We start from the raw sequence: 15,125 nt of genomic DNA, 5'->3' as shown, positions 1-15,125 counted from the left end.
CGTCACCCTATTTTCCTTTGTCTCGCAACAATGCGCAGACAAAGTTCTCCTGAAGAGCGCGCATTCTCTCCAGTTGCGCGGCATCGGTGGACTGATTGATCTGGGTGGTGACCGAGAAGGTCAGTGAACGGCGGCCGTTGGGGGTCGCCGCGATCAACTGCGTATAACCGAGCGTGTTTCCGGTGTGGCCCAGCACGACACCGCATCGCGTCTGGTACCGGAAGATGGCCAGGCCCGCGGAGTTGCGGCCCGGCCCGGCGGGCTCGGACGCGCCCTCGATCCACTGCCGCTGCTGCTCGACGACCGGCCTGCCGTAGAGCCGCCCGCTCGCGTAGCCGCGGATGAAGCGGGTGATGTCCGCCGGGGTGGAGACGATCCCTCCGGAGGCCCAGACGCCGGACATGCCGATGGCCTCGCTGACGTCCTCCGGGGGCGCGGGCGGGCTCACGACGTAGCCGTGGAGGTAGGGCCTCGGCATCCGGTAGCCCTGCGGGAGGCTGGTGGAGTGCAGGCGCAGCGGCGCGTAGACCAGCTTGCGCAAAAGGTCCTCGTACCGTGTCCGGGTCACCGCTTCCGCCATGAGCGCGACGGCGATGTTGTCCGAGTTCGAGTAGCGGTACTGGCTGCCGGGCTCGAAGCGCAGGGCTTCGCCGGCGACGTAGTCGAGCAGCCGCCGGGAGTCGAAGTGGTGGCGCGGATCGGCACTGATCACGGCGCGGAACGCGGCACTCTGGGAGTAGTCCGGCAGGCCGCTGGTGTGGTTGAGGAGTTGACGGAGCGTCACCGCTCCCCAGGCATCGGGGAGTTGGGGCAGGATTTCGCCCAGGGTGTCGTCCAGGCTCAGCTTGCCGTGGTCGACGAGGGTGAGGGCCACCGCCCCGCTGAATGCCTTGGCCGTACTCGCGATCCGCATGTGGTCGTCGGGATGGGGCGGTCGGCCCGTGCGGACGTCGGCGACTCCGGCGCGGACCACGCGGGTCCCGTGCTCTGTCTGCAGGACGGCGATGGCTCCGGGCGGGCCGCCGGGGCGATGCACGAAGTCGGCGAGTTGGCGCTCGAGCGCGTGCGGGTCCGAGGGGTCCGTGGCGGCCTGGGCCGTGGCCGGGGACAGTGCGGCGAGGCAGAGCGCGATGACGGATGCCGCTCGCAGGCGCGGTCTGGGAGTGGGATGACGCAGAGGCATGAGGGCTCCGGGAAGGGGACGGCAGTGCTCGTCCAGCCTCACCTCAGGTGGGCGCTTGTGCTTAGCGTACTGCTGCATACGGACCAGCGCAGAGGCGCCGGATGCCCGCGGTGAATTCACTCCGAGGGGATCAGCGGTCACCCTTGTTCAGCTTAGTTTGCAGGTACAACGGCATCTCCCGGGGCGCCTGCCGGGGGTACGGTCCGATTCGGTTTCCCAGATCAAGAATGGCTCACGTCAATTTTCGAGGTGCCATGTCGGCCACCGTTTCACCCGCTTCGCCCCCGTCCCCGCACTCCCCCGCGCCGTCCCGGCACGCCAAGGCCACCGTCGCGCTGGCCTGTGCGGGAGTGTTCGTCTCCTATCTGCCGGTCGTGGGCGTCTCGGTCGCCCTGCCGGTCATGCAGCAGGCGCTCGACGCCTCCACCGCCGGACTCCAGTGGATCACCGACGCGTTCATCCTGCCCACCGCCGCGCTCCTGCTGACCTGCGGCATGATCGGCGACCTCTACGGCCGCAAGAAGACCTGGCTGGCGGGTCTCGTCCTGTTCTGCCTCGGCTGTCTCGTCTGCCTTACCGCCGGGACTGTCGTGCAGGTGTGCGTGGGCCAGGCGCTCACCGGCGTGGGCACGGCCGCGCTGCTGCCCTCGACACTGGCACTGATCAGCCACGAACGCCCCGACCCCCGCAAACGGGCCCGGGCGATAGCCCTGTGGACCGCCTCCCTCGGCCTCGGACTGACCCTCGGCCCGCTCTTCAACGGGGTGATCGTGGAGCACGCGAGCTGGCGGTGGATCTTCCTGCCCTCGCTGGCCCTCGGCGTGGTCGCGCTCGTCATCGGTGCCGTGGTCCTGACGGACTCCCGCTCGGAGCGCGAACGCCACCTGGACGTCCCCGGACAGTTGCTGGCCGCCGTCGCGATCACGGGGCTCGTCTACGGCGTCATCGAGGGCGGAAGCGCGGGCTGGGCGTCGGCCCAGGTCGTGACCGCCTTCCTCGTGACGGCCGTCGCGCTGCCCGCCTTCGTGCTGGTCGAACTGCGCTCCCCCTGCCCCATGCTGGACATGCGGCTGTTCCGGTCCTCGGCGTTCTCCGGAGCCGCGCTCGTCATGGCCATCACCCTGTTCGCCCAGGTCGGACTGGTGTTCGCGCTCAGCGAGTACTTCGGCCTGGTGCACCACGCCTCGACCTGGGACATCGGGGTGCGGCTGATCGCCCTGAACGGGTTCACCGTCGTCCTCGGCCCGCTCGTCGGCCGGCTGATGAACCGGGCCACGCCCGGACTGCTGCTGGTCACCGGACTCGTGGTCGGAGGCGTCGGGGCGCTGTGCGTGAACCTCTTCCAGGCCTCCACCGGCACCGGCGAGGCGGCTCTGGTCGTCGCCGTGCTGGGCGTAGGGATCGCGCTGGCCATGGCTCCCATCACCACGATCGCGATGGACAGCCTGCCGGGTCGGCTGGCGAGCACGGCCGCGGCGGCCAACAGCGCGCTGCGTCAGATCGGCAGCGCGCTGGGCCCCGCGGTCTTCGGAGTGATCCTGACGCACCGCACGATCGACACCCTGCCCGGACACCTCGCCCAGTCGGGGCTCGCGCCCGCCGACCAGGGCCAGGTCCTCGGGCTCGTGTCGCACGTGGGCATCCAGGCGGGGGCGTTCCTCGAACTGAAGACGCCGGACGCGACCGGTCAGGCCCGGGCCGCCTACGGTGCCGGGTTCACCGACGCGCTGCACACCTGCGCGCTCGTCGGCGGGCTCGGGATGCTGGCGGCCGCGGTGGTCGCCGCCGTACTCATCGGGGTACGGCGACCGAGCCCGCGCTGAGCAGGGGTGGCTGTCCGCCGGTGGAGCTGCGCGGCGGACAGCCACCCCTGCTTCTCGCTCGTGCCGGTCGGTGTCACATCGAACGGCGGCTGGTGCGTCGTAGCAGAACGAAGCCGGCGATCAGAAGGATCGCCCCGAGCCCGGCCGGCCACAGCTGGGTGCCGGTCTCGGCGAGACTGCTCTGGTTGCCCTGAGGCTCGGGCTGCGCGGCGACCGGGGGCTGGGCCACGGCTCCGGTCGTGCCGGTTCCGGGGTCGTCGGTCGCCGTGTCGTCCTGGGGGTTCGGCTGGTTCGCCTGCCCATTGCCACTCCCGGTCCCGGCAGACGGTGCCGTGGTGCTGTGGGCCGTGGGTGAGGAGTAGGTCTTGGGCTCGTCGGCGTCAGCCGGTGCGGTCGTCTCGGCGCCGGCGGGGGCTTCGGCGGTCGGCGTGGGCTGCTGCTGCGGGTCGTCGTCGTTTCCGGGGGTTTCCTCGGAACCGTTGTCACCGCCGTTACCGTTGTCGTTGTTGTCGCCCGGGTCCTGGCCGGCGCCGGGGTCCGGCTCGGAGCCGTTGTCGCCGCCGTTACCGTTGTCGCCGTTGCCGTTGCCGTTGTCGCCGCCACCGTTGCCGTTGTCGCCGCCGTTGCCCGGATCGTCCTGCCCCGTCCCCGCGCCGCACTGACGGCCGGAGTTGATGCAGTCGACCATCTCGTTCATCAGGTTCTCGTCGAAGACGTTGATGAAGTCGCCGTGGTCGGTGACGGGCTTGTGGACCTGCTCCGGGAAGGAGTCGACCGCGAACAGCGGAGTGGTGCGGCCGCCGTCGTTGAGGCTCGGCGCGTCGACGTCGTAGACGATCCGCTGGACCAGCTGCGGGATGGCCTCGAAGCCGTCGGGGCAGGTGCCGTCGTTCTGGGCGAACGCCACGTGGGTGCGGTGGTTGGCGCTGTCGATGTTGCGGCCGTCCCAGCAGCTCTGGAACTTGAACGTGCGCACCACGTCACTGCCCTGCGGGCACAGCGGGTACTTGTCCTTCAGCTGCCGGTCCTCGAACCCGGTGCAGCTCCAGGACGCGTTGGCGTTGGCGGTGCCGTTGACGAAGGCCTTGGCGTCGCCGGTGATGATGCGCAGCAGCCTCGGCATCGCGGTGACCTTGCTGCGGGGGTTGCCCACGAACGTCAGCGTCACGTCCTTGGGGGTGACGATCTCACCGGCGTTGCCCTCGATGCCGCCGCCGGGCGAGTTGGCGTCCTGTTCCTGCGTTCCGTTCTGGAGCCGGATCACGGGCCAGTAGTACGTGGACTTGTCGCCCGGGTCGGCACAGCTCGTCTCGGCGTTCGCCAGGTCCTGGTCGCTCGCGAAGGCGGTGTTGGACTGGTTGCCGATGTAGTCGTGGAAGTGGTGGGCGCCGTTGGAGACACCGGGGGCCACGATGACGTTGTCCGAGTTGAACAGGCCGTTGGCGTTCACACCGCAGCTGGTGACGAAGGTGCCGCGGGAGGCGTCGCCCTGGGGGCTCGGGGCCTGTGCGGCGGAAGGGGCGGTGGTGATGTCGGCGTAGTCGGCGGCCACGGGGCCGTTGCCGGCCTGTCCGCCGTTGCCCTGCTGCTGACCGCCCTGGTCCTGACCGTCGCCTTGCTGGTCGCCCTGGTCCTGGCCGTCGCCCTGCTGACCGTCCCCTTGCTGGCCGTCGTTCTGCTGACCGTCCTGGTTCTGGTCCTCGCCCTGCTGCTGATCCTGTCCGTCACCGTTCTCGTTCTCGGTGGCGCGCAGGGTGCAGGCGGCCATGTCGTCGAGTCCGTCCGGCCGCTCTCCCGAGCGTTCCAGGACAGCGGCGATACGCCCGATCGTGTCCCCGCGGTTCTCCTGGAGCGGGTCGACGATACGGCTCTGCGCGGACTCGCGGTCCTGCACCGTCGGGTCCTGGAGTTGCTGATAGGCCTCGGCTATCTGCTGGTCCAGCAGGGCGAGTTCCTTGTCCACCTCCGCCCTCGAACCGTCGGGCACGCTGGTGAGCGTGTCTCCGACGTCGGGGCAGTCGATCGTGACGGCTCCCCATGACGTCTGCTGTGGCGTGCCGCTCTCCGTGGCGGAGGCGTACACGTTCGCCACGACCAGGCCACCACCCCCGAGCATCAGGGCTACTGCGGCAAAGGTCGCACGTCGTGCGCCTGTCGGGCGTCTGCGATTACTGCGTCCCACGGAAGTACTCCTGCGCGTGTCGGCTCTCCGGGCATGCAAATCCCTCGCCACATACGGATGGTGGGCTCCCGGTGTTCAAGCGCATCGGAAATTCACAGCACCCTCATACGGAACACCGGGTTCCACCTTCCCCTCTCGAACCTCTGTGCAGGGAAAACGAAGTGACTCGCACACATCTGCGCCCCTACGGTTCTCGTCATGAACAGCACGGGCACCCACCGCGTCCTGAACGTCGTGGACGTCGAAGCCACGTGCTGGCCCGGTTCCCCTCCCCCGGGCTCGGTCAGCGAGATCATCGAGATCGGGCTCACCGTCGTGGACCTGACGACTGCCGAACGGATCGCCCGGCACCGGGTTCTGGTGCGGCCCGCCCGGTCCGAAGTCAGTGACTTCTGCACCGAGTTGACCGGCCTCACCCAGGAAGAGGTCGACGGGGGCCTGCCGTTCGGGGAAGCCTGTCGGATGCTGGCGGCCGAGCACGCGTCCGGTGCGCGGCCCTGGGCGAGTTGGGGCGACTACGACCGTCACCAGTTCACCCGGCAGTGCGGGGCCACCCGGACGCCGTATCCGTTCGGCCGCCGCCACACCAACGCCAAGGCGGTCTTCACCGAGGCACACGGCCTGCGCAAGCGCCCCGGGATGGCACAGGCCCTGGAGATCGCCGGGCTGCCGCTCGAAGGACGCCATCATCGCGGCGAGGACGACGCCTGGAACATCGCGGCCCTGGTGCTGCATCTGGCGGGTCGGGGCGGCTGGCCCTCGGACTGACCGACGGCGAGACCGTCGCGGCGGGCGGGAGCGTTGTCGTCTGCGGGTGCATTGTCGTCTGCGGGTGCGTCGGGGCTGGTCGCGCAGTTCCCCGCGCCCCTGGGTGAGTCACCTGGTCCTGCGTTCCAGCGGCTCTGCCCGGCCATCGCGGCCCGCCGGGAGCGCTGTCGTGTGCGAGCGCAGTGCCGTCTGCGGGCGCGTCAGGGCTGGTCGCGCAGTTCCCCGCGCCCCTGGGTGAGTCACCTGGTCCTGCGTTCCAGCGGCTCAGCCAGGTCACCGTGTCGAAGGCCGACCCCCGGGTACTCGGGGCTCGCCGTCACGGCCCCTCGGGTGCGGGCCGGTCAGGAAGGGGGCAGTGATGACGCAGCACGCCGACGACGACGTCGACCGCCACGGGGGCGTCGCCGGACTGCGGCTGGCTACCGGGGACGCCGCCGACGCGCTCGCTACGAGCCTGCCCGTCGACCGCAACCAGGCGATCCTGGAGGCGACCAAGCAGGTCGGCGCGATCCTGAAACGGGAAGGGCTCGCGTTCGCGCTCGCGGGCAGCGTCGCCGTGTACGCGCATGGCGGGGCACAGAATCTTCAGCACGACGTCGATTTCGCCATCCGTCCCGAGGACGCGCAGGCCGTGGCCGAGACCCTGCGGGAAGCGGGGCTCACGGTGCGTACGCCGCCCGAGGACTGGCTGCTGAAGGCCGACTGCATGGGCCAGCAGGTCGACCTGATCTTCGAACTGGCGCACCAGCCGGTCACCACGGAGCTGCTGGAGCAGGCCGACGAGCTGTCGGTGGACTCGGTGTTCATGCCGGTGCTGTCCCCGACCGATCTGCTGCACAGCCTGCTGTCGGCGTTCTCCGAGCACCACTGCGACTTCGGGGCGGTCCTGCCGATCGCCCGCGCGCTGCGGGAGAAGGTCGACTGGGACGCCGTGCGGCGGGGCTGCGGGGACGCGCCGATGCCGGACGCGTTCTTCTACTTCCTGGAACGGCTGGAGGTCATCGAGCCCAGGAAGACGGAGGGACGGCCATGAGTGAGGAGAACGTCGAGTACCGCGTCGCCCACCTGCGCGACCGGCTGGCCGCGGAGGAACTGGGCGAGCTGGGAGTCCGCGCCGAGGTGCGGGCCGGTGCGGTCGTGGTGACCGGTACGGTGCCCTCCGCGCAGTGCCGGGAGTCCGTGCTGCGGACCGTCCGCGAGGAACTGGCCGGGCTCGCCGTGCACACCGACGTGGTGGTGGCGGAGAACGCCACGCCCGACCATGCGGAGGAGTTGCCGTGATCCGCGTCGCCGCCGTGGGGGACATCCACATGGGCACGGAGAGCCAGGGCGTACTGCGCCCCGCCTTCGACACCCTGTCCGACTGCGCCGATCTGCTCCTGCTGGCCGGGGACCTCACCCGGCACGGCACGCCGGAGGAGGCCCGGGTGGTGGCCCACGAGGTACGGGACCTCGCGGTGCCGGTGGTCGCGGTCCTCGGCAACCACGACCACCACGACGAGCAGCCCGAGAAGGTCGCCGCGCTCCTGGGGGACGCGGGCGTACGGGTACTTGAGGGCGAGGGGACGGTCGTGGAGTGCGCCGGCACCCGCGTGGGCGTCGCCGGGACCAAGGGGTTCGGCGGCGGATTCGTGGGCCGCAGTGCCGGGGAGTTCGGCGAGCCGCTGATGAAGGAGTTCGTACGGTACTCACGGCGCTGCGCGGACGGGCTGCGCACCGCTCTGGAGGATCTGGGCCGGCAGGGCTGTGCGGCCCGGGTCGCGCTCACCCACTTCTCCCCCGTCGCCGACACCCTCGCCGGCGAGCCGCTGGAGATCTATCCGTTCCTCGGCAGCTATCTGCTGGCCGAGGCGATCGACACCGCCGGTGCCGACCTGAGCGTGCACGGACACGCCCACGCCGGTACGGAGCACGGGATGACGGCCGGCGGGGTGCGGGTGCGGAACGTGGCCCAGCCGGTGATCCGCCGGGCGTTCAACGTGTACCACCTGCACACGGACTGACAGCACCTCAGCTGCGGACGGTGGCCCGGTCGTGGCCCTCCCACGCCTCGTCCCGCAGTTCCGGGCGGAGCAGAACCTCCACCGCGGTGCAGGCCAGCGCCTCGGCGGCGGCGAGCATCACCTGACGGCCACGCTCCGAGCCGGCCGCGATCGCGAACTCGAGCGTGTGGTCGGAGCCCTCCTCCCCCATGATCGCCACAAACGGGTGAATGGCCGGCACCCGCCCACTCACGTTGCCGACGTCGGAGGACCCCAGGTAGACGCCCGGCGCGGGCGGTGTCATCGCGATCCCCGTCCCCTCCAGGTGCCGGGCGAAGCGGTCCGACAGCACCGAGCTGTTCCGGAAGTGCTCGTACCTGGGCGTGGCGCGCTCCACCGTGACCGTCGTGCCCATCGCCCGCGCCACCCCCTGGGCGCAGGTGAGCAGCTCTCCCGCCAGGTCCTCCAGCGCGGCCGTCGTCACCGCGCGCAGACCGAACAGGCCCTCGGCGTACTCGGGAACGATGTTGGTCGCCCTGCCGCCCTCCGTGACGATGCCCTGTACATGCGAGCCCTCGGGCAGCCTGCGTCCGATCACGGCCAGGGTGTTGAACAGCTGGATGAGCGCGGCGAGGGCGTCGATCCCCTCGGTGGGGTTCCCCGTCGGATGGGCGGCGCGCCCGTGGAAGGCCACCCGATACTGGGCCTGGGCGGTCAGCGGCGCCCACTGCCAGCTGTGCACGCCGGGATGGAACATGAGCGCCGCGTCGAGGTCGTCGAACACACCGGCGTCGGTCTCGGCGACCTTCCCTCCGCCGCCCTCCTCGGCCGGGGTGCCGACGGCCCACACGGTCCCCGCCTCCCGGCTGAGCACTGCCCGCGCGGCGAGGGCGGCGCCCAGTCCCGCCGCGGCGATCAGATTGTGGCCGCACGCATGGCCGAGGCCCGGCAGGGCGTCGTACTCCAGCAGCAGGGCCACCGCCGGGCGGGCTCGGGTTCCGGAGCGTGCCGTGAAGGCGGTGGGCAGTCCGGCCACGTCCCGCCGCACCTCGAACCCCGCCCATTCGAGTTCCCCGCACAGCAGTGCCGCCGCCCGGTGCTCCTCGAAGGCGTACTCCGGGTCGGAGTGCAGCATCCGCGCCATGTCCCAGAGCCGATCCGCCCGTGCGGCCACTTCCCCGCGCACCCGCGCGAGCACCTCGTCCACGGCGTCGGTCACATCGGCCTCCCGGGAGCCTCGTACGACTGTGTCCCGGTCCGGGTTCCATCGTGCGGCCCGCCTAACACCCTGAGGCGTCGTTAACGGGACCGGGTCACGGGTACTCAGGAGCGATCAGCGAGCGCAGTCAGGGAGGCCCCGATGAAGGCGGACCGGATCGCCGATCCATGGGGTGCCCGGGTGCCGTACCGGCGCCACGAGCCGTGGTCGGCCAGGGTGGACAGCTATCTCGCGGAGGGTGTGGAGCCGGACGCCGTGCAGACATGGGTGCGGGCGGCCTCGCTCCTGCACTCCGGCGGTGACGCCATGGACATCGCCGTCGTGGACGGCCGTATGGCAGGCGTACGGGGACGGGTGGCGGACCGGGTCAACCGGGGCAGGCTCGGGCCGAAGGACCTGTTCGGCTGGCAGGCGAACGCCTCGCCGGACCGGCTGACCAGGCCTCTGGTACGGCGTGCCGGGCATCTGGTGGAGACGGACTGGGACACCGCGATGGAGCTGGTGGCCGCCCGCACCCGGGAGCTGCTCGACGAGCGCGGGCCCGGGTCGATCGGCTTCTACACCAGTGGGCAGCTGTTCCTGGAGGAGTACTACACGCTCGCGGTGCTCGCGCGGGCGGGCATCGGCACCAACCATCTCGACGGCAACACGCGGCTGTGCACGGCGACCGCGGCCGAGGCGCTGAAGGAGTCGTTCGGCTGCGACGGACAGCCGGGCAGCTTCGACGACATCGACCACGCCGACGTGATCGCGCTGTTCGGGCACAACATGGCGGAGACCCAGACCGTGCAGTGGGCGCGGGTCCTGGACCGGCTGGCGGGCGTCGATCCGCCGCGACTGCTGTGCGTGGATCCCCGCCCGACCCAGGTGGCCCGGCACGCGACGGTGCACCTGGCACCGCGTGTCGGCACCAATGTGGCGCTGCTGAACGCCCTGCTGCACGAGACGATCCGCCATGACCGGGTCGACCACGCCTTCGTCGAGGCGCACACGGTCGGCTTCGAGGAGCTGGCCGAGCGGGTCGCGTCCTGTACGCCCGGGTGGGCCGCGGACATCTGTGACGTACCGGCCGCACGGATCACCGAGGCGGCCGAACTGGTCGGTACGACGGACGCGCTGCTGTCCACGGTCCTCCAGGGCGTCTACCAGGCGCACCAGGCCACGGCGGCGGCCGTGCAGGTCAACAACCTGCACCTGATCCGGGGCATGCTGGGCCGTCCGGGCGCGGGTGTGCTCCAGATGAACGGCCAGCCCAGCGCGCAGAACACCCGCGAATGCGGTGCTGACGGCGATCTGCCGGGCTTCCGAAACTGGCAGAACGACGCCCATGTCGCCGACCTGGCGAGGGTGTGGAACGTCGAGCCGTCCACGATCCCGCACTTCGCGCCTCCGACTCATGCGATGCAGATGTTCCGCTATGCCGAGCAGGGGTCGATCGGGATGCTCTGGATCAGCGGCACCAACCCGGCCGTGTCACTGCCGGAACTGCCCCGCATCCGCGCCCTGTTGGCGCAGGAGCGGCTCTTCACGGTCGTACAGGATCTGTTCCTGACGGAGACCGCCCGGCTCGCCGACGTGGTGCTGCCCGCCGCCACCTGGGGTGAGAAGACCGGCACCCTCACCAACGCCGACCGGACCGTCCACCTGTGCGAGAAGGCGGTCGAACCGCCCGGCGAGGCCAGGCCCGACCTGGAGATCTTCCTCGACTACGCGCGGCGCATGGCCTTCCGTGACAAGGACGGCCGACCGCTGATCGGCTGGCGGGGACCGGAGGAGGCGTTCGAGGCCTGGAAGCGGTGCAGTGCGGGACGGCCGTGCGACTACACCGGGCTCTCGTACGACCGCCTCCGGGACGCGGGCGGCATCCAGTGGCCGTGCACCGACCGCACCCCGCAGGGCACCGCACGCCTCTACACGGACGGCATCACCTGGGCCCACCCGGACGACTGCGAGAGCTACGGCAAGGATCTGGAGACCGGTGCCGCCGTGGACCCGGTGGAGTACCGCTCCCTCAACCCGGACGGCAAGGCGGTGCTCAGGGCCGCCTCCTACGTCGAGCCGCACGAGATGCCGGACGAGCGCTACCCGTTCCAGCTGTCGACGGGTCGTACGCTCTACCACTTCCACACCCGCACCAAGACCGGGCGCGTGGCCCAGCTCGACGAGGCGGCGCCCGAGGTGTGGGTGGAGATGTCCGCCGTGGACGCGGCCCGTCTCGGTCTGGGCGAAGGCGATCTGGTGCGGGTCTCCACCGCTCGCGGGGGCCTGGAGGCGCGGCTGCGCGTGACGGACATCCGTCAGGGGCTGCTGTTCGTGCCCTTCCACTACGGCTACTGGGACACGAAGGAGGGCGACGGTCCCGACGGGGGTGGCCCGGGGCGCGCCGCGAACGAGACGACGATCACCGACTGGGATCCGGCGTCCAAGCAGCCGCTGTTCAAGACCGCGGCCGCCGCACTCGACGTCATCGCCCGCGCGGACGGTCGGCACGCACCGGCTCCGACCACCACGGCGTCGGCCCCGGCGGGCGCCGCCTCGGTGCCGGCCACGACCGGTGGGCGGCAGGCGTACGCGACGCAGGACCGGGTGTCGGGAGGCGCGTCATGAAGGACGGCATCGCCCTGGTGGTGCGAGCCCTGCATCACGGCGAGCGGCAGCTGGCTCGGGACCTGCTGGCCGTGGCCGAGCGGCACGCCGAGGAGCACGAGGTTCACCACGTCGCCACCGACCTCGCCGACTGGTCGCGCGAACACGCCGGACGGCTCGCCGACCTCGCAGCGGGCGAGGGGCTGAGCCTCGACGACGCACCCGGGCCCGCACCCGCCCCGGCCCCCGAGGGACCGCTGCTCCTGCACGACCTGCGTGCCCTGCACCTGGCCGCCGCGGAGAACTCCTTGCACTGGGAGATGCTCGCGCAGGCCGCCCAGGCGACCCGGGACGAACAGCTGCTGAGCCTCGCGTCCGCCTGCCACCCGCAGACCCTGCGGCAGCTGCGCTGGACCAACACCTTGATCAAGCAACTGTCCCCGCAGCTCCTGACGAGCCTGTGACCAGGCGTAGGGGAGGCGGTCGAGGGCACTCGGGGGCCGGAGGTGAAGAACATGGGACACGGAGGAAACGTCATCGACGAGCTGGTGACCGATCACCGCGAGGTCGAGGAGCTGTTCGGGAAGATCGAGGCGCTGCCGCCCGGTGAGAAGAACCGCAAGGTGTACGCCGACCAGGCCACCATGGAGCTGGTTCGGCACTCGGTCGCGGAGGAGGAGTATCTCTACCCGGCGGTGCGGGAGCACCTGGTCAACGGGAACACCATGGCCGACCGGGAGATCGAGGACCACTCCAGGGCCGAGCAGCTGATGAAGGACCTGGAGGGCTGCGAGGCGGACGATCCCGAGTTCGACCGGCTCGTCGGGATGCTGATGAGCGAGGTCCGCTCGCACATCGCCGACGAGGAGCAGACCCTCTTCCCGCAGCTGCGGGCCGCATGCTCGGAGAAGGAGCTCGACAAGCTGGGCGAGCAGGTCCGCCGCGCCAAGAAGACCGCGCCGACCCGCCCGCACCCGTCGGCCCCGGACACTCCCCCGGCGAACAAGCTGCTGGCACCGGGAGCGGGGTTGATCGACCGGCTGCGGGACGCGTTGTCGGGCCGGGGCAAGCACAGCTGAAGCGCCCGGCGGCCCGCCTTGGGCGACGAGCGCCTCACCCGACGCCAACCGGTCGAGGAGCCCACCTCGGTGCAGTCCGGCCACGGACGCCCGCAGGTCGGGGTGGCGCAGCAAGGGGCGCCGCGCGCCGGTCGGTCACACCCAGCGCAGACGCGGCGGCGCACCCTCAGGCGACGAGCGCCTCACCCGACCCCAACCGGTCGAGCAGCCCACCCCGGTGCAGTCCGGCCACGGACGCCAGTAGATCGGGGTGGCGGAGCAGGGCCGCAGCGCGCCGGTCGGTCGCGTCCGGGGTGAGTAGACGGCGGAACTCGGCGGGCGTGCCGGCCTCGTGCTCGCCCAGGGCCACGTCGGCCACCGCCAGTCCGGCCAGGTCGGGGTCGGCGAGCAGACAGGCCGCCCAGCTGGCCACGACCTCGTCCACCCAGGTGCGCCAGGCGTGGTCCTCGGTGTCCAGGTCGGTGCCGTCCGCGCCGGTGACCCAGTCGAGGCGAGCGGAGCCTCCCGGGCCCGCAATGCCGACCAGCGCGGCGTCCATCGCCGTCGGATAGCGCAGCCACGCGGCGACCGTCACGGCCTGCCGGGCCTGCACCTCGCACAGTGCTGCGGCGAGAGCGCCGCCCGAGGGCGGATAGGCGCGGGTCAGCCAGTGGGCGGTCGCCGCGATGACCGGGGAGAGATCTGCTTGCACTGCGGGGCCGCCCGAGCTGCTGGTGGGAGAGGGGACTGCACAAAACGGTAGCCGGGGACATGGGAGGACGACATGGCTCCGGCCGCCCCCGGCACGTGGCTTCGGCCACACCGGCCCCCTTCGCGCACCTACGCCTCCAGCCAGAACCGGCTGCGCTGCAGCCACAGGTCCAGCAGCTCCGAGTCGCCTCGCGTGACGATTCCCGGGGCCGGGCGGGCGTAGAGGAAGAGCAGCAGGTCCGGCACCCGCCCGTGGACGCTCACGACCGCCCCGCCGGACCCGCGTCGCCATGACGGCCGCTCTCCGGTGAGGTCGAGCCGCCACTCCCCGGCCCGGCCCGCGTCGAGGTGGAGCGCACGGCCGGGGCCGAGCAGGTCCGGTACTCCCGGCAGGGGTCCGTAGGCCTCGGGCACGGTCGAGAATTCCAGCCACTCCTCCACGGCGTCCCCCGCGAGGCGCTCCTCGACCACGAACTCCGCGCCGGTCACCAGGGTCGCGTCGGCGCGGTGCAGCAGGGTCTCGTACGTCATGCGCCGGGCCCAGAACATCGCGGACTGGTCGACCAGGTCCTCGTCGGCGGGGGTCCATACGCGCACCTCCGGCCCGGCCGCCCGGAGGGTGTCGGCCAGTGCGGTGGCGCCCTCGGCGAGCCAGTCGCCGAGCGTGGTGTCGTCGAGGTCGGCGTAGGCGGCCGGGTCGTTGACGGAGCCGTCGTCGATCGGCTCGGTCGCCCTGGTCCGTACGATCTCCTCGGCCCAGCGGTGGTCGCCGCCCACGTGCCGCAGCAGCCGGCCGAGGTCCCAGCCGGGGCAGGTGGGCACCGCGGCTGCCGGGTCCGCGCCCGCGGCATGCCGGGCGAGCAGGTCGGTCTGGGCGACGATCGCCGCGCAGTACTCGTCGAAGCCCAACAACGCTTCCCCCGTCGCCGCTCGATTCGTTATCCCTGCCACCTAACCTGACTCCTCGCGGAACCACTACTGAATACAGGGAGACACGGCCATGCGGGTCGGGGCGGGGAACAGTTGGCGTCGGATGGCCCACGTCGCTTTGCTGACAGGTGTGTTGGCGGGCTGTTCGGATGGCGAGGAGACCGCGCACGGAGCCTCCACGCCGTCCGCACGCCCGTCCTCGACGACGGCGGCGACCGGCGGCACGATGGGTGCCGTCGGCTCGGCCTGCGAGCTGCCCGTCACCTTCGACATCGCGAAGAGCTGGACGGCGGAGTCCGTCGAGGCTCCGCTGCGTCAGGGCCCGGTCTCCCTCGCGTGCGAGGTCGACGCGAAGCCCGCGGGCAACATCGGCTACCTCCGCGTATGGGCCGGTGAGCCCGGGACCGACGACACGCAGAAGGTGCTGGAGGCGTTCGTGGCGGCCGAGGACGGGGCGAGCAAGGCGCAGTACCGCTCCTTCAAGGCCGGGGAGTTCACCGGTGTCGAGGTCGAGTACCTCTACACCGGTGAACTCCTGGACGAGTCGAAGAAGGAGAGCGCCTTCGCCGTCACCACCGCGGACGGCCCGGTGGTGGTGCATCTCGGCGGACTGGACACCGAGGAGCACGAGGAGATGCTCCCGGCGTACGAACTCGCTCAGCGCACTCTGCGCATCGCCTGAG

14 protein-coding genes are annotated in these 15,125 nt (G+C 71.3%); 9 read left to right on the top strand and 5 right to left on the bottom strand.

The annotated features are described in order from the left end of the window. Positions 1-7 precede the first annotated feature (7 nt). Positions 8-1,183, bottom strand: coding sequence for a serine hydrolase domain-containing protein (locus ACI2L1_RS18340; protein ID WP_404740344.1), 1,176 nt, complete (start codon positions 1,181-1,183; stop codon positions 8-10). A 254-nt stretch (positions 1,184-1,437) separates the two neighbouring features. Between ACI2L1_RS18340 and ACI2L1_RS18335 the strand changes: the two genes are divergently transcribed. Then, entirely contained in the window at positions 1,438-3,006 is a 1,569-nt protein-coding gene (locus tag ACI2L1_RS18335; protein WP_404740343.1) for an MFS transporter, read from the top strand. A 73-nt stretch (positions 3,007-3,079) separates the two neighbouring features. On the opposite strand, the gene ACI2L1_RS18330 is transcribed toward ACI2L1_RS18335, so the two are convergent. Beyond that, positions 3,080-5,122, bottom strand: coding sequence for a DUF1996 domain-containing protein (locus tag ACI2L1_RS18330; protein ID WP_404740342.1), 2,043 nt, complete (start codon positions 5,120-5,122; stop codon positions 3,080-3,082). Between the two features lie 264 nt (positions 5,123-5,386). Between ACI2L1_RS18330 and ACI2L1_RS18325 the strand changes: the two genes are divergently transcribed. From ACI2L1_RS18325 to ACI2L1_RS18310, 4 genes are all read left to right on the top strand, one after another. Continuing rightward, entirely contained in the window at positions 5,387-5,956 is a 570-nt protein-coding gene (locus ACI2L1_RS18325) for an exonuclease domain-containing protein (RefSeq protein WP_404740341.1), read from the top strand. A gap of 358 nt (positions 5,957-6,314) precedes the next feature. Next, positions 6,315-6,989: a nucleotidyltransferase family protein gene (locus ACI2L1_RS18320; protein WP_404740340.1), complete on the top strand. Its 675-nt coding sequence runs from the start codon at positions 6,315-6,317 to the stop codon at positions 6,987-6,989. Next, a complete protein-coding gene (locus ACI2L1_RS18315; RefSeq protein ID WP_404740339.1) occupies positions 6,986-7,237 on the top strand; it encodes a BON domain-containing protein in 252 nt (83 codons plus the stop codon). Before ACI2L1_RS18320 ends, ACI2L1_RS18315 begins: the two co-directional genes overlap by 4 nt. Next, entirely contained in the window at positions 7,234-7,959 is a 726-nt protein-coding gene (locus tag ACI2L1_RS18310) for a metallophosphoesterase (protein ID WP_404740338.1), read from the top strand. Before ACI2L1_RS18315 ends, ACI2L1_RS18310 begins: the two co-directional genes overlap by 4 nt. A 7-nt stretch (positions 7,960-7,966) precedes the next feature. Here the strand turns inward: ACI2L1_RS18310 and ACI2L1_RS18305 are convergent, their stop codons facing one another. Next, positions 7,967-9,157, bottom strand: coding sequence for an amidohydrolase (locus ACI2L1_RS18305; RefSeq protein WP_404740337.1), 1,191 nt, complete (start codon positions 9,155-9,157; stop codon positions 7,967-7,969). 141 nt (positions 9,158-9,298) lie between these two features. Between ACI2L1_RS18305 and ACI2L1_RS18300 the strand changes: the two genes are divergently transcribed. The 3 genes from ACI2L1_RS18300 to ACI2L1_RS18290 are packed head-to-tail and all read left to right on the top strand — an operon-like array spanning position 9,299 to position 12,822. After that, positions 9,299-11,764, top strand: a complete 2,466-nt coding sequence (locus tag ACI2L1_RS18300; protein WP_404740336.1) for a molybdopterin oxidoreductase family protein — start codon at positions 9,299-9,301, stop codon at positions 11,762-11,764. Next, a complete protein-coding gene (locus tag ACI2L1_RS18295) occupies positions 11,761-12,207 on the top strand; it encodes a hypothetical protein (protein WP_404740335.1) in 447 nt (148 codons plus the stop codon). Before ACI2L1_RS18300 ends, ACI2L1_RS18295 begins: the two co-directional genes overlap by 4 nt. 51 nt (positions 12,208-12,258) lie before the next feature. Continuing rightward, positions 12,259-12,822: a hemerythrin domain-containing protein gene (locus tag ACI2L1_RS18290; RefSeq protein ID WP_404740334.1), complete on the top strand. Its 564-nt coding sequence runs from the start codon at positions 12,259-12,261 to the stop codon at positions 12,820-12,822. Between the two features lie 166 nt (positions 12,823-12,988). Here the strand turns inward: ACI2L1_RS18290 and ACI2L1_RS18285 are convergent, their stop codons facing one another. Together ACI2L1_RS18285 and ACI2L1_RS18280 are read right to left on the bottom strand one after the other, a co-directional pair. Next, a complete protein-coding gene (locus tag ACI2L1_RS18285; RefSeq protein WP_404740333.1) occupies positions 12,989-13,513 on the bottom strand; it encodes a hypothetical protein in 525 nt (174 codons plus the stop codon). Positions 13,514-13,641: 128 nt separating this feature from the next. Beyond that, entirely contained in the window at positions 13,642-14,463 is an 822-nt protein-coding gene (locus ACI2L1_RS18280; RefSeq protein ID WP_404740332.1) for a maleylpyruvate isomerase family mycothiol-dependent enzyme, read from the bottom strand. Positions 14,464-14,512: 49 nt separating this feature from the next. Between ACI2L1_RS18280 and ACI2L1_RS18275 the strand changes: the two genes are divergently transcribed. Then, positions 14,513-15,124, top strand: coding sequence for a lipoprotein (locus ACI2L1_RS18275; protein WP_404740331.1), 612 nt, complete (start codon positions 14,513-14,515; stop codon positions 15,122-15,124). The last annotated feature ends 1 nt before the right edge of the window (position 15,125 follow it).

It is taken from the genome of Streptomyces sp. NPDC019531 (assembly GCF_044903305.1).
Lineage (GTDB): Bacteria > Actinomycetota > Actinomycetes > Streptomycetales > Streptomycetaceae > Streptomyces.
Note: the sequence above shows the minus strand (reverse complement) of the source record. Positions and strands in the feature narration are given on the sequence as shown.